The organism is Rhodococcus daqingensis (assembly GCF_042665615.1).
In the GTDB taxonomy this organism is placed as follows: Bacteria; Actinomycetota; Actinomycetes; order Mycobacteriales; family Mycobacteriaceae; genus Rhodococcus_G; species Rhodococcus_G daqingensis.
Genome location: NZ_JBHTCS010000002.1, coordinates 146,304 through 165,156, shown reverse-complemented (window position 1 = coordinate 165,156; position 18,853 = coordinate 146,304). Strand labels below are relative to the sequence as shown.

The following is an 18,853-nucleotide window of genomic DNA, read 5'->3' as shown; positions in this document are numbered from 1 at the left end:
TGACAGTCTGCCTGAGTCTGGCCGTCGCCTCCGCGAGCTACGCGCTGGTCGAGGAGCCGACCCGCCTCGCGGTGAAGAAGTGGGAGAGTCGTCGCAACGCGCGGGTGGCCTTGGCCGAGGCCTCCAGCGGCAAGGTGGCCAGCCCGACTGCGATGACCGCGATCAGCGCCGGGAGCTGAACGAGTACCGAGTGTCCGACATAGCCGTCCATCGCCCGCCACGGTCCGGTGGACAGCACGGCGGCGCTGAGCATGGTGCCTACCCCGGCCACCCCGACCAGGACGCGCGCGGCGCTCGTCGGTCCGCGTCGCGTCCGCAGGATCAGCGCCGCACCGGTCACCACCGCCGCGACGATCGCGCCGGGCAGCCCGGAGATCACGGTCGCCAGCGCGAGGATCCCGACGTATCCGACCGTGACGGCGTGCCAGGTCCGCGGCTCCGGTCCGGGCGCGGGGCGCCTGCGGGCGGGGAGCACCGCCAACAACAGGAGCGGGATCAGTAGTAGCAGCCCGCCGAAGATGCCGAGCCGATACCAGCGGTCGGTGGGGAACTCCAGGACGACGGTGCCGTCGGTGCCCGCGGGCACGATCCAGCCCTGCTGCCAGCCGTTGACGACGACCGGCGTCAGTTCGGCGCCGTCCGGTGCGGTGGCGATCCAGCCGATGTTGTGGGACTCCGGCACCACCAGCAGCCGGTCGCCGTCGGGTGCGGTCACGTGCAGCGACCGCTCGTTGGGGGTCCACCCGTCGGTGGGCACACGGACGGCGTCCTGCGCCGTCGGCGCGGCGGGAGTTCCGACCGCGGGAGCGGCGACCAGCTGCAGACCGTCGACGAAGAAGGCGTCGCCCGGTTCGACGGTGAGGTCCAGGCGCCCGGCGGGCAGCGGGACCGGGAGGGCGGCCGGGGCATCGGGGTCGGCTGCGGCGCTGTCGGTTTCGGCGTCGTCGCCCGCATCGTCCGCGCACACGGTCGCGGGCACCGGGGCGCCGGACCGCAGCTGCCCGACGGTCGCGGTGACCGAGGAGCGCAACGTCCGGCCTGCGAGGGCGAGCACCGGCCCGTCCGCGCAGGCGACGGTGACGGTCCGGTCCGTCGGCTCGTCCTCCACGCCGGTCCCGGGCACCACCTGGTCGGTGCCGTCCGGGCCTGCGGTGAGCACGCCGATCTCCGCGAGCCCGGCCGGCTGCACCTTCGCGAATCCGAGGGCGGTCTGGTCGAGCACGTCCTCCCAGCCGACCAGGCTGAGCACGATGCGGTCGGTGACGGCCGGCTCGAGACGGATCGGGTCGCCATTGGTCAGCTCCCGGACCTGAGGGCCGGTGCCGAGATCGACGGCGACGGAGGTCGGCGCGGCGGGGAGGGCGCCCAGGCTCGGTGTCAGGTTCAGCCCGGTGACCAGCGTCGGCTCCGGAAGCCGCACCGTGAGAGTCGGTTTCGCGCCCCCTTGTTCCTCGGATGCGGTCCACGCGGTGCGCAGGTCGCCGTCGGTGGCGGCGAAGGCCGAGCCGCGCAGGTCGCCGACGGCCGCCTGCCCGACCGCCTGGGCACGGCCGGGCTCGGCGAGCAGCGCCTCGAGCGCGGGGCCCTGCCGGGAGCGGACGAACAGCTGTGGTGTCACCGCGGTGGGGGCGGGCACGGACAGGGTGCGCTGGAAGGTGCCCGGCTCCTCCGGGGCGAGTCCGAGGCCCCGGCTGCACCGCACCCGGTCCGGGGCGTCCACGCAGCCGGTCCGCCCGGGCAGCTCCTGGCCGAGGTCCCAGCCGGCGACGGCCGCGCCCGCCGGGGTCGGCGGCAGCACGGTCCGGAACCGGATCGGCACCGGCACCGGGGCGTCGCGGTCGGAGAAGTCCTCGACGGCGACCTCGCTGACACCGAACTGGGTGCCCACCGAGCCGTCCTCGGTCTTGGTGGCGGTGATCTTGAGCCAGTCCGTCTTCCCGGTGGGCAGCGACACCGTGATCACCTCGCCCGGCTTGCCGACGCGGACGGCGGTGCTGCCGTTGGGCGTGGTCACCTCGAGTTGCTTGACGGGGACGCCGAGCGCGCCGGGGCTGGTGCGCAGCTTCAGCAGGCCGCTGGTGACGGGCTCGTCGAAGTCCAGCCGGATCCATTGTCCGAGGGCGCTTTCCAGGCCGTTGCTGAACCATCCGGTCGCCGGGTCACCGTCGACGGTGGCCGCAGGCCCGCTGCCGGGCGCCGTGCCGCCGAGCTGGGTGGCGTCGGCGGCCGAGCTGGACACCGTGATCCGCGCACCGTCCCATTCGCCGGTGACCAGCGGGGCGCCCGGAACGGGGTAGTCCGGCACCAGGTTGTGGGTGCGCCGCGGGTCCTCGGGAGTGCGCAGCGCGGAACTGTGGTTGTCGACCTGGCCGTAGTCGGTCTCGCGGTCGGTCGGGGTGTCCGTCACGACCACCGAGTCGACCGGCAGTCCGGCGCGTTCGGCGTCGGCGGCCAGCAGCACCGGGCCGGCGGGCAGGTCCAGACCGGCGTCCCCCATACCCCGGCGTGCGGCCAAGCGCTGCAACGACTCCGGGCCGCCCTGCACCATCGGCGCCGCGTCCAGGTCCACGGTGAACGGTCCGGAGCCGATGGCGCCGGGTCGGTTTGGATCGGACACCCGGTAGATCTCGACGGCAGGGTAGAGCGGCTGCAGGTCGCTGTCGGTGACCAGCCCGTCGGCCTCGCCGGGGCCGATGTCCTCGCCGAACTGCGCGACCTTCTCCAGTCCGGGCGACCCGTCGATGGCCTGGTGGACCAGCGCCGGCCGGGTGGACCGGGAGGTCTCGGGGTCCAGGTCGTTGCGCACCACGACGTAGCCGATGCCCTGTCCCAGCAGGGTTTCCGCCAGCCCCGCGGACGGGCTGCCGTCGGCGACGAGGCGCTGCACGGAATCGAGTGCGCGAATGGCGCCGGGCGGCACGAGGGGCACCGCGTCGCGCACGGCCCACGGGGTGTCCGCCAGCGCCTGCATCGGCTCGTCCCGGGTCAGCCCCCACACCTGGCTGGCGAACGGGGCGCCGGGGACCAGCAGCGCGCGCTGCGCGTCGGACCCGTCCGGCGAGCTGCCCGCCGCGTGCTCGCCGAGCCAGTCCGCGGCCTGATGCCAGTACTCCGGCACCTCCGGGTAGGCGCCGCGCGGCGCGAGCTTGCCCGTCCAGGCCAGCGAGGTCGCGAGGGTGAGCGCGACCAGGATCAGGCTGGTCAGCGCGACCATCGGTTCACGTTCGGGGTGCGCGAGCGCGGCCCGCCAGCGGGGGCGGGGGACCGAACCCGGCAGCGGCACCCTGGCGAGCAGGTGCGCGAGCCCGAGGACCAGCGGCAGCCGGACCAGGGGCTCGAGCTTGTGCACGTTGCGCAGCGGGGCGCCGCCGGAATCGAGGAAGACCCGGACCTGATCGGCGATGGGGGAGCCGAGGTCGCCGACGTAGCCGGCGGCCAGGCCGGCCAGCCCGACGAACAGGATCAGTGCCAGCCTGCCCTTCGCCGGCATCGAGCGCATCGCGAGGCCGGCCATCCCGGCGGCGGCGATCAGTCCGGTGGCGAGGACGGCGGCGGGCTGGGTGACCAGCACCGCGCCCGCGATCCGCTCGGGCGATACGAACGGTGTCCAGCTGTCGGTGCCGCGCAGCACCTCCGCCAGGTTCGTCCACTGGGTGGTGACCCCGGACGACTCGATGTAGTCCAGGAACGGGGGGCTGACCTTGCCGAGCAGCAGCAGCGGCACCATCCACCACGCCGTGGCGACCAGGCAGAGCGGGATCCACCATGCGGTGAAGGTCCACCACCGCCGGTTCGGGCGGTGCGCGGCCCACCACAGCGCGGCGACGAGGCACGCGGCCGCGGTGGCCACCGCGTTGACCGAGCCCATCAGCGCGACCGCGACCGCGGACTGGGCGGCGAGCCGCGCCGGTGAGTACTTCTGGTCCCCAGGCGGGCCGGAAGTACTCACGAGCGACGTGGTCGCCAGCACCACCGGCAGCAGCACCCACGGCGCCAGCATCATCGGCAGGGTCTCGGAGGAGATCGATCCGAGGGTGGTCAGGACCCGCGGCGAGAGCGCGAACGCGACGGCGGCGATGATCCGCGAGCTGCGGCTGCCGATGGCGAGGGCCTCGGCGAGGCGGATGATGCCCCAGAATCCGGCGATGAGCAGCAGCGCCCACCAGATCCGCTGGGTGATCCAGGGCGGGATGTGTGCGAGCTCGCCGAGACTGAAGAACGCGCCGTGCGGGAAGAAGTAGCCGTAGGCCTGGTTCTGCACCTGGCCCAGCGGGGCCTGGCTACTCCATTGGTGCGAGGCGCGTTCGAGGAACCCGATCGGGTTCTGGGTGAGGTCGAACTTGGTGTCGGCGACCAGCTGACCGGGGGCCTGCAGGAACGCCAGAAGAAACGCTATGGCGGAGGCGCCGAACAGCCACCGACGGGTCAGTGGGGCGTTGTTCGGCGCCTCGGACGCCAAGACAGAAGGAGTGCGGGAACTCGCGCTTCCAGCGTTCTCAGCGGCTGCCGTACTCAACCTGGTTCAGCAGGGAGGATTCGGCGTTCCCGCTGCGATCGATGTCCGGACGGGTGTTGTCCGACGCGGCCGCGGTAACTCCGAAGACGGCACCCAGACCGAGCACCGCACCGATCACTGCGCTTGCCACACCGGGGACAAGGAACTTCATCTCGGATCTCCCATTTGCTACTGCTGACCGGAAACGTCTCGCGTCAAGGTATCACCTGGAACCAGACGGTCGGGTTCGCTTACCGATTGCGCGCCGTCGACGGCCGGCTCGGGGTCGACGCCCAGCGCCCCGAGCAGGGTGCGGAGCTTCGCGGACGTCTCGGCCAGCTCGGAGTCGGGGTCGGAGGCGGCCACGATGCCCCCGCCCGCCCACGCCCGCGCGCGCAACCCGTCCGCGTCGATCTCGGCGCAACGGATGGCCACGACCCATTCGCCGTCGCCGTCGTGGTCACACCAGCCGGCCGCGCCGCCGTAGAACCGGCGCGGCTCCTCGTGCTCGCGGATCGCCGCGATCGCGGCGTCGGTGGGGGTGCCGCCGACGGCGGGCGTCGGGTGCAGCAGCCGGGCCAGCTCCAGCGCCGACGGCCACGGGTCGCGCAGCACGCCCGTGATCGGGGTGCCGAGATGCCACACCGCGGGGGTGCCGATCAGTCGGGGCGATCGTGGCACGGTCAGCTCGGAGCAGACCGGATCGAGGACGGACCGGATCCAGTCGGTCACGAAGGCGTGCTCGGACCGGTTCTTCGCCGACGCCAGCAGTCGCTGCCCCTCGGCGTGGTCCTCGCCGGGGTCGGCGTGACGCGGGGCGGTCCCCGCGAGCGGGAAGCACTCGACGTCGCGGCCGGTGCGCCGCAGCAGGAGTTCGGGGCTCGCCCCGACCAGCGCGTGCCCGGCGTAGCCGTCGCCCGCGGGCGACAGGTCGACGCCGAAGCCGTTGCCCGCGTGGTCCCGCGACACCAGCCGGGCCAGCAGCGACCACGGATCGATGGGGTCGCGCGCCGACAACACCACCGACCGCGCCGCGACGACCTTCTGCAGTTCGTGGTCGCGGAGCCGGTCGAGGAGGCGGGCCACCCGGCGCAGGTGCTCCGCGGGCTCGGGCAGTTCCTCGGTGAGCCGCACGGTCGGCAGCGGGGGCAGCGATTCGGGCCGCCACGGGCCGTCGGTGAACTGCGCGGTCGCCGGCGCGGTCAGCGCTGCGGGGTCGCCGGGGTCGAACGGCAGCGCCCCGACCACGAGCGGCACCCGGCGGCTTGCGAGGGCCTCGGCGGCGGCGTCGATCTCGTGGAACCGGTCCCGGCTCCCGGAGGTGCGCAGGGTCCGGTCGGCGCGGGAGAGCAGGAAACCGTCCATCGGTTCACGACGATAGTCGCGCGCTCGGGCGACGGCCTGCCCGGCCGGTGCCGCGGTGCCGGCGCGGCCTATCGGCCCGGCGGGACGATCAGCACCGGTCGGTGGCTGTGCCGCAGCACGTGGTCGGCGACCGAGGACTGCAACAGCGACCGCAGCCCGGTGGTGCCGCGGGTCCCGGTGACGATGATGTCCGCGTTCAGATCGTCGGCGGTCTCGACGATGGTGGTCCAGATGGTGGTGACGCACTCCACGGTCCGGCCCTCGGCGTTGAGACCCGCGTCGCGCGCAAGATCGATGCCCTCGATGTTGGTGGCCTTGGCGTCGGTCAGCGCGATGTCCTCGGAGTCCGCATCGGGGACCCATTCCGGCTGCATCACCCCGGACAGCCCCGACATGCGGGCGGCCTGGCGGACCATGGGTTCCCAGGCGGTGATCACGACGGCCCGCCCGGCGCTGAGGAAGCGGCCGGCGTATTCGATTGCGCGCTTGGCGTTGTCGGAGCCGTCGTAGGCGATGAGCATCAGATCTGCGGGCATCGAGACCTCCTCGTTTCGGGGGCGATCTACCTGTCAGGCTACCCGCTGACCGGTGTGGCGCAGCGGCGCTCGGCGCCGGGAATGGGGCTCGACCACGCCCGCGGTCGAGCGGGCTGGGTGGCGCGGCGCCGCTGGCCTACGCTCGAGCACGTGAAGATCACTCGGATCCGTCGCACCGCCGTTCTCGTGTTCGGACTCGGGTTGGTCGCCGCCTGCGGCACCACCGGCACCGAATCGGCCTCCTCCCCGTCGGCCCCGGCGCCGACGACGACCCCGGCCGGGGTCGACACGGTCAGCACCTCGGCGAGCCTGCCGGCGTGCGGAGCGGACTTCCTCGCGTCTCTGACCGGGCGGCAGAAGCTGGCGCAGCTGCTCAACGTGGGCGTGACCGGGACCGCCGACGCGGTGGAGGTGGTGCGGGCCGAGCAGATCGGCGGCATCTTCATCGGCAGCTGGACCGACGAGTCGATGCTGGCGGGCAAGCAGGTGCCGCAGGTCGAGGCGGTGGCGAAGGTGCCGCTGATGGTCAGCATCGACGAGGAGGGCGGCCGGGTGTCGCGGGTCGCGGACCTGCTCGGCGAGGACCCGCCGCCGCGCACCGTGGCCGCGACGATGACGCCCGAGCAGACCTACGAGATGGCACTGGAACGCGGGCGGGGCCTGCGGGGCCTCGGGATCACCGTCGACTACGCCCCCGTCGTGGATGTCAGCAGCCAGCCCGCGAACTCGGTGATCGGGGACCGTTCGTTCAGCGACGACCCGGAGGTCGTCACCGAGTACGCCGGGGAGTACGCCCGCGGCCTGCGCGACGCGGGTCTGCTGCCGGTGATCAAGCACTTCCCGGGACACGGTGCGGCGTCGGGTGATTCGCACACAGGCGCCGTCACCACGCCGCCGCTGGACGAGCTGCAGACCCGCGACCTGGTGCCGTATCGGTCGCTGGTGGACACCGGTGTCGGGGCGATGGTCGGGCACCTGGAGGTGCCCGGGCTGACCGCGCCCGGCGTGCCCGCGAGCATCAGCCCCGCCGCGATGAACCTGCTGCGCACGGGGACCGGGTACGGCGCGCCCGCCTTCGACGGGCCGATCTTCACCGACGACCTCAGCGGCATGCGGGCGATCACCGACAAGCTCGACACGCCGCGGGCGGTGGCGGCCGCGCTGACGGCGGGCGCCGACGTCGCGCTGTGGCTGACCACGGACGAGGTGCCCGAGGTCCTCGATCACCTCGAGGGGCTGGTGGCCTCCGGCGCGCTCGGTCAGCAGCAGGTGGACGCCTCCGTGCTGCGGGTGGCGCGGGCCAAGGGCCTCGTCGCCTGCTGACCCGGTGCAGGCCGCGTGCAGGCACAATGGGCGGATCGGGCAGAATGTAGGACGTCAATCGATCTACTTACTCTAGAGTAAGATAAAGGGTCTTACCTCTGGAGGGCACATGGCTGGCGGGACCAAACGGCTTCCTCGAGCGGTTCGCGAGCAGCAGATGCTCGACGCCGCGGTCGAGGTGTTCTCCGTCAACGGGTTCCACGACACGTCGATGGACGCCATCGCGGCCGCCGCGCAGATCTCCAAGCCGATGCTGTACCTGTACTACGGCTCCAAGGAGGAGCTGTTCGCGGCGTGCATCTACCGCGAGGGCCTGCGATTCGTCGAGGCGATCACGCCCGCGGGCGACCCGAGCCTGTCCCCGCGCGAGCAGTTGCGCGCGGCCCTGCTCGGGTTCCTCGGCTTCGTCGATCAGAACCGCTCGTCCTGGATGGTGCTCTACCGGCAGGCGATCGGCCAGCAGGCGTTCGCGGGCCAGGTGCGTGGCTCGCGGGACCGGCTGATCGAGCTCACCGCCAAGCTCCTCGAATCGAGCACGAGAGAACCCGACGAGGGGACCGACTTCTCCATCATGGCCGTCGCGCTCGTCGGCGCGGGCGAGGCGGTCGCGGACCGGATCGCCGGCGGGGAGATCGCCGTCGACGCCGCTGCCGACCTGCTCGAGAACCTGGCCTGGCGCGGCCTGGCGGGCAAGAAGAAGTAGAAGTAGGCGCTGCGCGCCTGTGCGCGGTTGACGAGTCCCTGGACTCGTCAACCACGCACAGGCGGCGGAGCCGCCTAACGCAGGGTCGCTGTCAGGTGCGGGTAACCCTTCTTGGGGTGGCGCAACGCCAGATCCCAGCCGGTGCCGGTCGACTCGGCACCCTCGGCCGGTCCGGGGACCTGATCGGCGTAGAGGTTGACCGTGGCGGGCAGCACGATCGGCTTGCCGAACTTGATGCTGTAGGTGACCTTGTCCGGGATCCGGCCCTCGACCGCACCGAGGACCGCTGCGGCGCTCCACATCCCGTGCGCGATGGTGCGCGGGAACCCGAACGCCTTGGCGCCCAGGGACGAGACGTGGATCGGGTTCCGGTCACCGGACACCGCGGCGTAGCGGCTGATGGTCGACTGATCGACCCGCAGCGTGCGCATCGGCGGCGGCGGCACCTCGTCCGCGTGCACCTGCTTCGGCTCCTTGGGCTCCCCGGTCGGGTGCATCTTCAGGAAGCTGCTGACCTGCCGCCACACCAGCTCGCGGCCGACGGACACCTCGCTGACGAGGTCCACCTGGGTGCCCTTGGGGTGCCTGCGGAGGTTCTCCGCGCGCACCTTCAGGTCCAGCGGCTCGCTGACCGAGATCGGGCGCAGCTGCTCGATCACGTTGTCCGTGTGGACGGAACCGATTGCCGGGAAAGGGAACTCGGCCGAGACCATCAGCTTCATCACGGTCGGGAAGACCAGGGTGAAGGGATACGTGATCGGCAGGGTGTCGCCGAACCGCAACCCGCACACCCGCGCGTACGCGGCGAGGTTGTCCGGGTCCACCCGCAGCCCCTCGAGGGCGAGGGTCTGCTTCGGCAGGCTGCGGCCGATGCCCGACTTGCCGACGACGGGCAGGGCGCCGAGCGCCGCGCGGGCGTAGATCTCGAGTGCCTTGGGCTGTTCCGTCAGCTGCACGAGACCTCCATTCCGCGTGGACATCAGGCGCCGATCAGGGACTGGCCGCACACCCGCACGACCTGGCCGGTGACGGCGTTGGATGCCGGGCTGGCGAAGTACGCGACGAGCTCGGCGACGTCCACGGTCTGGCCGCCCTGCAGCAGCGAGCTCATCCGGCGGCCGGCCTCGCGGGTGGCGAACGGGATGGCCGCGGTCATCGCGGTCTCGATGAAGCCCGGCGCGACGGCGTTGATGGTGATGTCCTTCTCGGCCAGCACCGGGGCGGTGGCCTGGACCAGGCCGATGACGCCCGCCTTGGAGGTGCCGTAGTTGGTCTGGCCGCGGTTGCCCGCGATGCCCGCGATGGACGACACGTCGACGACACGTCCGCCGTTCTTCAGCGCGCCCTTGGCGAGCAGGGTGTCGGTGATCCGCTGCGGGGCGAGCAGGTTCACGGCGATGACCATGTTCCAGCGGGCGTCGTCCATGTTCGCGAGCGTCTTGTCGCGGGTGATGCCCGCGTTGTGCACGATGATGTCGGCGCCGCCGTGGCGCTCGAGCAGGTGCTCGGCCAGCTTCTCGCCTGCGTCGTCCGCGGTGACGTCGAGGGCGAGCGCGGTGCCGCCGACCTTGTTGGCGGTCTCCGACAGCGCCTCGCCCGCGGCCGGGATGTCCGCGCACACGACCTTGGCGCCGTCGCGGGCGAGCACCTCGGCGATGGTCGCGCCGATGCCGCGGGCGGCGCCGGTCACCACGGCGACCTTGCCCTCGAGCGGACGGTCCCAGGACGCCGGGGCCACGGAGTCGGCGGCGCCGACGCGGATGACCTGGCCGTCGACGAACGCGGACTTGGCGGAGAGCAGGAAGCGCAGGGTGGACTCCACGCCGGACAACCCGGTCGACGCGTTCGGCGAGACGTAGACCAGCTGCGCGGTCGCCCCGCGCTTGACCTCCTTGCCGACGCTGCGGGTGAAGCCCTCGAGCGCGCGCTGGGTGATCTGCTCGTCGACGCTCGCGGCCTCCTCCGGGGTGGTGCCGAGGACCACGACCCGGGCGCTGGGCGCCAGGTTGCGGATCACCGGCTGGAAGAACTCGAAGAGCTGGACCAGCTCGGTGACCTGGCCGATGCCGGTGGCGTCGAAGACGAGGGCGCCGAGGCGGTCGTCGTGGGGCGCGGCGGCGGGGTAGTCGGAGAGCAGGTTCCGCAGCGGCTCGACGAGGCGGCCCTTGCCACCGATCAGCACCGGGCCGGCCAGGGCCGGCTCGCCCGCCTTGTAGCGGCGCAGCTTCTCGGGCTGCGGCAGTCCGGCTTGCTTGGCGATGAACGCGCCCGGCGCGGACGAGAGGAACTGGGAGTAGAGGTCGGGAGCGCCCTTGCTGGCTGCCACGGTCCACCTTCTTTGTCGCGATGGGGCACCCGGATTTTCGGGTGCGGTGTCGACATCTAACTTACTCTGGAGTAAGTTTATTGTCGAGGCCCGGACCCTTCAGCCGAGGCGGATCCCACATACATGGAGACCGACGTGACCACCAGAGCCCGAACCAGCAAGAAGCCGGCCGCCGCAGCCCCGAGCGCGGGCGGCAAGCAGCTCCGCCCCGTCGCCATCCTCGGCGGCAACCGCATCCCCTTCGCGCGCTCCGACAAGGCGTACGCGCAGGCGTCGAACCAGGACATGTTCACCGCGACGCTCGACGGCCTGGTGAGCCGCTTCAACCTGCAGGGGGAGCAGCTCGGCATGGTGGTCGGCGGCGCGGTGCTCAAGCACAGCCGCGATTTCAACCTGATGCGCGAGAGCGTCCTCGGGAGCGCGCTGAGCCCGTACACCCCGGCCTACGACCTGCAGCAGGCCTGCGGCACCGGCCTGCAGTCGATCATCGCGGTCGGCGATGCGATCGCCTCGGGTCGGATCGAGGCGGGTGTCGGCGGCGGCGTCGACACCACCTCCGACGCCCCGATCGGTGTCAACGACGCGCTGCGCGAGTTCCTGCTCTCGATCAACCGGGCCAAGAGCACCGGCGACCGGATCAAGCTGCTGGGTAACGTGCGCCCCTCCATGCTGGGCCTCGAGATCCCGCGCAACGGCGAACCCCGCACCGGGCTGTCGATGGGTGATCACGCGGCGATCACCGCCAAGGAGTTCGGCGTCCGCCGCGAGGACCAGGACGAGCTCGCGGCGGCCAGCCACAAGAACATGGCGGCCGCCTACGACCGCGGGTTCTTCGACGACCTGGTCACCCCGTTCCTCGGGCTGACCCGGGACGACAACCTGCGGCCCGGTTCGACGGTCGAGAAGCTCGCCACCCTCAAGCCGGTGTTCGGCACCAAGCTCGGTGACGCGACGATGACCGCGGGCAACTCCACCCCGCTCACGGACGGTGCCTCGGCGGCGCTGCTGTCCACCGACGAGTGGGCCGCGGAGCGGAACCTGCCCGTGCTCGCGCATCTGGTCGACTCCGAGACCGCGGCGGTGGACTACGTGCACGGCGGTGACGGACTGCTGATGGCGCCGACCTACGCGATCCCGCGTCTGCTCGCCCGAAACGGCCTCACCCTGCAGGATTTCGACTACTACGAGATCCATGAGGCGTTCGCCTCCGTTGTCCTCGCGACGCTGCAGGCCTTCGAGTCGGACGAGTACTGCAAGGAGCGGCTCGGCCTCGACGGTGCCCTCGGGTCCATCGACCGCAGCAAGCTCAACGTCAACGGTTCCTCGCTCGCGGCCGGACACCCGTTCGCGGCGACGGGCGGACGGATCGTGGCCTCGTTGGCAAAGATGCTCGCGGAGAAGGGATCCGGTCGCGGCCTGATCTCCATCTGCGCGGCCGGCGGCCAGGGCGTCACGGCGATCATCGAGCGCTGACCGAACGAGAAGGGGCGCCGAGCCCACGCGATTGTCGACGCACGGTCTGGGATCACGTTGATCCCAGACCGTGCGTTTGTCATTCCTCGACACCGCCAACGTCTAGGGGGACGGCGCCAGTGAGAGGGCCGTCGGCGAGGTGCTGCGCACCCGGCGCGCCGAGGTGCAGCTGGCCACCAAGTTCGGCCTCGTCGGCAACATCGCCGCGGGACGGCGGGGCATCGACGGGCGGCCCGAGCACGTCGCGGGGTTCCTCGAGGCGTCGCTGGGCCGCCTCGGCGTCGACAGCCTCGACCTCTACTACCTGCACCGCGTCGATCCGAACGTCCCGATCGAGGAGACAGTCGGTGCGATGGCGGAGCTGGTGACCGCGGGCAAGGTGCGACACCTGGGTCTCTCCGAGGCCACCGGCGACGAACTGCGCCGAGCCCACGCGATCCACCCGATCGCCGCGATCCAGAGCGAGTGGAGCGTGTGGAGCCGCGACGTCGAGCGCAGCGTCGTCCCCACCGCCGCCGAACTCGGCGTCGGATTCGTGCCGTACTCGCCCGTCGGCCGGGGCTTCCTGGCCGGCTCCTTCGATCCGACCGCGCTCGGCGAGTCCGACCTGCGCCGCCGGTTCCCCCGGTTCGACGCCGAGGCGCTGCCCGGCAATGCGAAGGTGCTCGAGGTGGTCGAAGCCGTCGCCCGCGAGTCCGACGCGACGGCGGCCCAGGTCGCGCTCGCCTGGCTGTACGCCAAGGGGCGCGAGTTCTCGCTGCCGGTGGTGCCGATCCCGGGTACGCGTTTCGCACGGCGGGTCGCCGAGAACGCCGAGGCGGTGGCGCTCGAGCTCCCCGTGGACCGGATCGCCCGGCTCGACGAGCTGGCCGCGATCACCGTCGGGGCGCGTTCTGCGGACCCGATGTGGGTGTCCGCCGGCCGGGAGTAGGCCGCACACGGCTCGGCATGTCGGTCGCGCCGCCGCCCGGGTCGGCGTGCGGTCTCGGAAATGTCACGGGCACGGGCTCGGGGATGGATCCAAGCGACGATGGCGGGCGCCGGACGGGCCGGTGAGCCGATGTTGTATGGGCCACAAACCGACCGCCTCGTCGGCCCCGGTGAGGTCGTGATGGCGGGCTGCGAATCGGGTGGTGACGACGTCGGCAACGACCTCGCCGCCCGGCGTGCGGGCCCGGAATCTGACATCTCGGCCGTGCCTGACCATCCAGTGCGATGGACGAATCTCATTGCAGCATAACGATACTGGGAAGCGCTGGGCGCCGGCCCGTTCACTTCGAGCGTCGACGCCCGCCGAGGTGTCGGCGAAGGGGGTCGCCGCGCCGAGTCGGCTGGCCGTTCCCCGCACCGTCCGAGAATGTCAACCCGACACGCCAAAGTGTCAATTGTGATGCTCGTCGCAATTGGTTGAAACCTGGGTTACCTGCGGCGTTACCTGGTTGTGACCTAATTGCTGCGCGACGGTGACTTGACGGGACGGCGACGTCCTGCGAGAGCGCCCGCGGCACCGTTCGGAGGCCGAATCCTCATTCGGTCGAATCTTGGAGCACGACCCTTGAATGTTTCACGCTCGCGCCATTTTGGTGTCGCCCTCGCCGCCGCAACCCTGATCGCCACCGGCGCCGCAGTCGTCGGACCGGGTGGTGCCGCCAACGCCACCACCGTGCCGGCCGGATTCTATGGTCCCCTCGACGCGTCCGCGCCCCCGCGGGCCGAGGCTCCTCCTGCGGCGCAGGCCGCTCCCGCCGCGGTGGAGGCGGCTCCCGCCGAGCCGGCCGCCGAGGCCGCGCCCGCGCCGCAGCCGCCCGCCCCGGCGCCGCTCGCCGTCACTCCTGAGGACCTCGCCCGCATCGTGCCGGGTATGCCTGCGGAGAAGATCGCGGCGTACATCGCACCACTGAACGCGGCGATGGCGCGCGGCGGTATCGACAACCCCGTCCGCCAGGCGGCGTTCATCGCGCAGCTCGCCGTCGAGTCCGACTCGTTCCGGACCTTCGAGGAGTACGCGTCCGGGCGCGCCTACGAGGGTCGAGCGGACCTCGGAAACACCCAGGCGGGAGACGGGGAGCGCTTCAAGGGTCGCGGCGCCATCCAGATCACCGGCCGGCACAACTACGAGAGCGTGAGCCAGTTCACGGGTGTCGACTTCGTCGCGAACCCCGAGCTCCTCGAGGCGCCGGAGAACGCATTCAACACCGCCGTCTGGTACTGGACGTCCAGGAACCTCAATCAGGTCGCCGACTCCGCGGGCATCGTTCGGGTGTCCGAGGTCGTCAATGGTGGCCACCACGCCCTCGCTCGGCGGGTGGCGGACTTCCAGCGCGGTCTGGACGTCCTTCTCCATCCGTAGCACCTGCAGTCGAGGCGCGGACTCCGCGGCTGGACGCTCGTTCAATGGCGAGCGGCGGACTCGTCGGCAAAGATGCTCGCGCAGAAGGGATCCGGCCGCGGCCTGATCTCCGTCAGTGCCGCGGGGTGGCCCGGCGCGCGGTGATCGTCGAACGACGCCGGTCGCGCCGGAGCGCGCCCCGCGGCCCCATTCCCACGGTCGGGCTCGGCATCTTTGCTGGTGACACGCACCGATCCCGAATTGTGGGACGGTGGGAAGAATTCTGGAGCCGGTGTGTAACGGCCCCCCGGCGCCGGTCGATACCCGTGTAGTCCCGCGTTGCAGCCTGACCCCCGACCCGGTTGCAGCGCGGGACTACCCATATCTGCGCCCGGATTCCCGCTTGTCGGACGTTCGACCAGTTTTTCGCCAAAATTGCCGCGGCGCTGAATCATTCGTGGTAACGCCGCAGTCCGGCCGGACGATGTCCAGGCATGGAATCCGTACAGGTTCGACACGCAGCGCATCGGCTCCGGGTAGCTCGTCCTGGCACGGTCCTCGCGTTCCCTGGTCGCGGAGTCGAGTGGGCGCCGGCATCGGCGCAGCGGCCAATCGACCGGACGCCCGTCCGAGACGAAGACGATTGGTACCGGCGGTATCACCTCGCCGCCGCGGCCGCGGTGCGGCACGCTCACGGGTCGGGGCAGTCCTAGCCCGAGTCATCTGCCGGCGTGGGCGTCTGCCCGTCGGTTCGCGGTCTGCCGGCACTACGAATCGGCAGGCCCACACGCGTCGCGATAGGCTGAACCCCGGAGACCAGGCGGTTGGCCCAGCGGCAATTCGGTAGGAGGGGCCAGGGTGACGGACGGTGACGGCGGGATCGGTAGGCATGCGAACGGGCATGTCGCACCGCCGCCCGAAGATGGCGGGCAGGTGCCCGGCCATTCCGTCGGCGACGCCGATGACACCCAGGCGGTCCGGGTCGTCCTCGACCCGGATTCGGGTCCGGACTCGCCGACCGTGCGGATAGAGCGCCCGGATCAGGCGCAGTCGGACCCGTCCCAGACCGCGGCCGACGACGCCGCGACGATGATCCTTCCCGCGGTGGCATCGGACGGCCCGACCGACGTGCCTGCAGAGCCCTTCCCGGCTCCGGGTCAGGCATACAGCGAGGTACCCGGCTCGGAGGCCGCACCGGCGGGGCCCCCACCGTCGGGGCCCGGGGCCGCCGCGCAGCCAACCGCGTCGCCGCTCGGCCCGCAGACCGGTCCCGCGTCGCCGCAGCCCGGATCGCCGGGCCGATCCCCGCTCGTCAAGATCGCGATCGGCGCCGCGGCGCTGGGTGCGGTCGGACTCGTCGCCTACGGGGCCGACTACGCGCTGTCCGGCGATTCCGTCCCGCGCGGCGTCACGGTCGCCGGAGTCGACATCGGCGGGCTGAGCACCGCCGACGCGGAGGCGGAACTGCGCGCCCAGGTCGGGCCGCGGGCGGATCAGCCCGTAGCGGTGCAGGCCGGCGAGGTGCAGGCCGAGATCGTGCCGAGCGAGGCGGGCCTCGCCGTGGACTGGTCGGCCACCCTCGATCGGGCCGGCTCCCAGCCGCTGAACCCCATCACCAGGCTGACCTCGTTCTTCTCCGACCGTGAGATCGGCGTCGTCACCACCACCGATCCGGTGAAGCTGACCGAGGCGATCGACGGCCTCCGGATGCGGACCGATCGTGCGCCGCTCGAGGGCAATGTCGTGTTCGAGGGGGCGACGCCGATCGCCGTCACCCCCCGGCAGGGCCAGAACCTCGACGGGCAGGGCGCGGAGGCCGCGTTCGCCGAGAACTGGGCGAACGCGGACGCCGTGGAGCTGCCCGTGAGCGTGGTGGCCGTCTCGGTCGGCCAGGACGGGGTGGACCGGGCGATGAGCGAGGTCGCGGTCCCGGCCGTGGCGACGGATCTCGTGGTGACCGGCCGCGACGGCAAGTCCGCGGTGCTGCGCCGGGACCAGATCGGCGGCGTGCTCACCTTCGCCCCCGACGGGAACGGCGGGCTCACGCCGCAGTACAACATGGACGCGGCGATCGGGCTGCTCGCACCGCAACTCGCGGGCACCGAGGTCCAGCCCAAGGACGCGACGTTCAGCCTGACCGGGGGCGCGCCGACGGTGGTGCCCGCGGTGACCGGCGACATGATCGAGTGGCGCAAGACCCTCGAGCAGTTGCCCGCGCTGCTGGCCCAGCCGGGTCCGCGGACGACGGCCGCGATCTACGAGCAGAAGCCGCCCGCGCTGACCACTGCTGCCGCGGACAAGCTCGGCATCCGGCAGGTCATCGGCGAGTTCACCAGTGGTGGTTTCGAGTACGCCTCCGGGGTCAACATCCGGTTGGCGGCGAGCGAGATCAACGGCGCCGTGGTCAAGCCGGGGGAGACGTTCTCGCTCAACGGGCATACCGGTCCGCGTGGATCGGCGGAGGGCTACGTCGAGTCCGGGGTGATCAACAACGGCCGCCCCGCGAAGGCGGTCGGCGGTGGCATCAGCCAGCTCGCCACCACGCTCTACAACGCCGCCTACTTCGCGGGCATGGAAGACGCGGGCCACACCGAGCACAGCTACTACATCTCCCGGTACCCCGCGGCCAGGGAGGCCACCGTGTTCGAGGGTGCGATCGACCTGAAGTTCACGAACGACTCGCCGACAGGTGTGCTGATCCAGGCCTTCGGGACCGGATCCGATGTGACGGTACGGCTCTGGGGCACCAAGACGGTGGACGTGCAGTCCATCCCCGGGGAGCGCTCCGCACCCACCGACCCGAACACGGTGACCCTGCCCAAGGGACCGGGCTGCATCGCCTCCAGCGGCGCGAAGGGCTTCACCACCAGCGACACCAGGGTGATCACCGATCACGCCACCGGGCAGGAGATCTCGCGCGACACCCGCACCGTCAAGTACGACCCGGTGCCCATCGTCAAGTGTGAGTAGCGGTTCGGGGGAGGGCGGCTCAGGCCGAGTGGGCGATCTGTCCGATCGGAGGTCGCTCGCCGCCGAGCAGCCGTCGGTGGGAGTGCTCGAGCTGGCGTTCCGCGCGGGCATCGACCCACCGCTGACCGCCGGGTAGTCGCGCGATGCCGCGGTGCTTGACCGTGTTCGCGATGGCGCGCCACAGCGGATACCACGGCGGTCGCATCGGTACCCCGAGCGCGAGCACCCCCGCGGGGCCGAGCAGCGTGGTGGCCAGACTCAACCCACGCTCGTAGTCGAAGGTGCGGCGAATCCACTGGAAGTTCTTGTGGTGGATGAGTTTCGGGGCGTCGATCAGTGACTTCGCCAGGGCGAGGCTGTTCGCATCCGCGGACGGTGACGCGATCCCGATGTGGTAGATCATGCGCCGTCCGCCTGCCTCGGTGAACGGCAGCCAGTGTTCGTCCACGCCCATCAGCCAGCCGACGTAGCACCACAGGTGCATGGCGGCGTCGGCGTCGCGCTCGGTGTAGCGGATGCCGAGCACGCGCGTGTGGATGAGGAAGGTGGTCGAGAACAGCCCGAGCGTGCCCGCCTGGTCGAACTGATTGATCGGCAGGCCGAGCCGGTCGGTGCGCCAGGCGGGGTCGTGTTCGTGCTGGTAGTTGAGGAACGCGTGCATGGCGCGCACGTGCACGGTGAGCTTCCAGCCCTCGCCGCCCCGGTCGAGCCCACCCGGTGCGGTCACGGCCCGCCACCACACGCTGGTCTCGGAGATCCGGCGCAGCGTCTGTTCGCCGGTGAGTTTTCCCGACGCCATCAGCACCGGCAGCGGCCCCGAGTTGTTGTAGCCGCCGAGCAGCGAGCCGTATCCGAGGACCAGGGCCGCGTCGAGCCCCATGCGCCGCAGCACGCGCGCCCCGTGCGCCAACTTCTGCTCGTCCACCCAGTCGGGAACCCGCGTCAGCGCCGCGAAGAACGCCCGGAGTGGTTCCGGCGCATCGGGTATCGAGTCGATGCCGTGCTCGAGGGCCTCGCGGAACATCGGCATGGACACGGCATGGTCCTCGCGCACCGCCCGGACGAGTGCGTCCCCCGGTTCGTCGCGCTCCATGAGCGCTCGGCCGAGGCGGTCGCGCTCCTCGTAGGTGGGATCCGGCGCCGCACCGAGGAACAAGCGCAGGGGAGCGGCGACTCGGCCCGCGGAGATCGGGTCCCGCATGAACCGCTCCGGCGCGGGCGACGCAGTCCCCGCCGTCGCCCTGGTCGTCCTCGCCGTCAGACTCTTCGTCACGATGCACCCTTCGCTCGGGGGAACGTGGTGCCCGCGGATCGCGCTGGCGGGCCCATGGTC

Annotated in this window: 12 protein-coding genes and 1 pseudogene; 6 read left to right on the top strand and 7 right to left on the bottom strand. The window is 71.6% G+C overall.

All coding sequences use genetic code 11. The features are described from left to right. Positions 1–37: 37 nt before the first annotated feature. The 4 genes from ACFQS9_RS02055 to ACFQS9_RS02040 all read right to left on the bottom strand — a co-directional run bounded on the left by ACFQS9_RS02055 (position 38) and on the right by ACFQS9_RS02040 (position 6,396). Positions 38–4,459, bottom strand: coding sequence for an alpha-(1->3)-arabinofuranosyltransferase domain-containing protein (locus ACFQS9_RS02055; protein WP_378401054.1), 4,422 nt, complete (start codon positions 4,457–4,459; stop codon positions 38–40). A gap of 37 nt (positions 4,460–4,496) precedes the next feature. Beyond that, complete coding sequence (locus tag ACFQS9_RS02050; RefSeq protein WP_378401052.1) at positions 4,497–4,667, bottom strand: DUF2613 domain-containing protein; 171 nt, start codon at positions 4,665–4,667, stop codon at positions 4,497–4,499. Positions 4,668–4,684: 17 nt separating this feature from the next. Continuing rightward, a complete protein-coding gene (locus ACFQS9_RS02045; RefSeq protein ID WP_378401050.1) occupies positions 4,685–5,860 on the bottom strand; it encodes an isochorismate synthase in 1,176 nt (391 codons plus the stop codon). 68 nt (positions 5,861–5,928) lie between these two features. Further along, positions 5,929–6,396 (bottom strand): universal stress protein, encoded by a 468-nt coding sequence (locus ACFQS9_RS02040; RefSeq protein ID WP_378401048.1) that lies wholly within the window; start codon positions 6,394–6,396, stop codon positions 5,929–5,931. Positions 6,397–6,546: 150 nt separating this feature from the next. On the opposite strand from ACFQS9_RS02040, the gene ACFQS9_RS02035 reads away from it, so the two are divergent. Both ACFQS9_RS02035 and ACFQS9_RS02030 read left to right on the top strand, forming a co-directional pair. After that, the gene (locus tag ACFQS9_RS02035) at positions 6,547–7,719 is read left to right on the top strand and encodes a glycoside hydrolase family 3 N-terminal domain-containing protein (RefSeq protein ID WP_378401046.1); all 1,173 of its coding nucleotides are present in this window, start codon (positions 6,547–6,549) and stop codon (positions 7,717–7,719) included. A 109-nt stretch (positions 7,720–7,828) separates the two neighbouring features. Then, a complete protein-coding gene (locus ACFQS9_RS02030; RefSeq protein ID WP_378401044.1) occupies positions 7,829–8,422 on the top strand; it encodes a TetR/AcrR family transcriptional regulator in 594 nt (197 codons plus the stop codon). 74 nt (positions 8,423–8,496) lie between these two features. On the opposite strand, the gene ACFQS9_RS02025 is transcribed toward ACFQS9_RS02030, so the two are convergent. Next, complete coding sequence (locus ACFQS9_RS02025) at positions 8,497–9,402, bottom strand: MaoC/PaaZ C-terminal domain-containing protein (RefSeq protein WP_378401042.1); 906 nt, start codon at positions 9,400–9,402, stop codon at positions 8,497–8,499. Further along, the gene (locus ACFQS9_RS02020) at positions 9,402–10,748 is read right to left on the bottom strand and encodes a 3-oxoacyl-ACP reductase (RefSeq protein WP_378401040.1); all 1,347 of its coding nucleotides are present in this window, start codon (positions 10,746–10,748) and stop codon (positions 9,402–9,404) included. Before ACFQS9_RS02020 ends, ACFQS9_RS02025 begins: the two co-directional genes overlap by 1 nt. Before the next feature lie 135 nt (positions 10,749–10,883). Here ACFQS9_RS02020 and ACFQS9_RS02015 point away from each other — a divergent pair, with 135 nt between their 5' ends. The 4 genes and pseudogenes from ACFQS9_RS02015 (at position 10,884) to ACFQS9_RS02000 (ending at position 17,520) form a co-directional block, all read left to right on the top strand. Beyond that, the gene (locus ACFQS9_RS02015) at positions 10,884–12,221 is read left to right on the top strand and encodes an acetyl-CoA C-acetyltransferase (RefSeq protein ID WP_378401038.1); all 1,338 of its coding nucleotides are present in this window, start codon (positions 10,884–10,886) and stop codon (positions 12,219–12,221) included. A gap of 82 nt (positions 12,222–12,303) precedes the next feature. Next, positions 12,304–13,152 (top strand): annotated as a pseudogene (locus ACFQS9_RS02010) (aldo/keto reductase); the annotation flags it as partial. Positions 13,153–13,776: 624 nt separating this feature from the next. Beyond that, on the top strand, positions 13,777–14,571 hold the full coding sequence (locus tag ACFQS9_RS02005) for a glycoside hydrolase family 19 protein (protein WP_378401036.1): 795 nt from the start codon (positions 13,777–13,779) through the stop codon (positions 14,569–14,571). 837 nt (positions 14,572–15,408) lie between these two features. Continuing rightward, positions 15,409–17,520: a VanW family protein gene (locus tag ACFQS9_RS02000; RefSeq protein WP_378401034.1), complete on the top strand. Its 2,112-nt coding sequence runs from the start codon at positions 15,409–15,411 to the stop codon at positions 17,518–17,520. A gap of 19 nt (positions 17,521–17,539) precedes the next feature. Here the strand turns inward: ACFQS9_RS02000 and ACFQS9_RS01995 are convergent, their stop codons facing one another. After that, positions 17,540–18,793 carry an oxygenase MpaB family protein gene (locus ACFQS9_RS01995; protein ID WP_378401032.1) on the bottom strand — a complete coding sequence of 418 codons (1,254 nt, stop codon included), beginning with the start codon at positions 18,791–18,793 and terminating at the stop codon, positions 17,540–17,542. Positions 18,794–18,853: the final 60 nt, after the last annotated feature.

What these genes read in the sequence shown, in the direction of transcription:
- ACFQS9_RS02045 (WP_378401050.1), bottom strand. Translation starts at nt 5,860, where the DNA reads ATGGACGGTTTCCTGCTCTCCCGCGCCGACCGGACCCTGCGCACCTCC.
- ACFQS9_RS02030 (WP_378401044.1), top strand. Translation starts at nt 7,829, where the DNA reads ATGGCTGGCGGGACCAAACGGCTTCCTCGAGCGGTTCGCGAGCAGCAG.
- ACFQS9_RS02040 (WP_378401048.1), bottom strand. Translation starts at nt 6,396, where the DNA reads ATGCCCGCAGATCTGATGCTCATCGCCTACGACGGCTCCGACAACGCC.
- ACFQS9_RS02050 (WP_378401052.1), bottom strand. Translation starts at nt 4,667, where the DNA reads ATGAAGTTCCTTGTCCCCGGTGTGGCAAGCGCAGTGATCGGTGCGGTG.
- ACFQS9_RS02025 (WP_378401042.1), bottom strand. Translation starts at nt 9,402, where the DNA reads ATGTCCACGCGGAATGGAGGTCTCGTGCAGCTGACGGAACAGCCCAAG.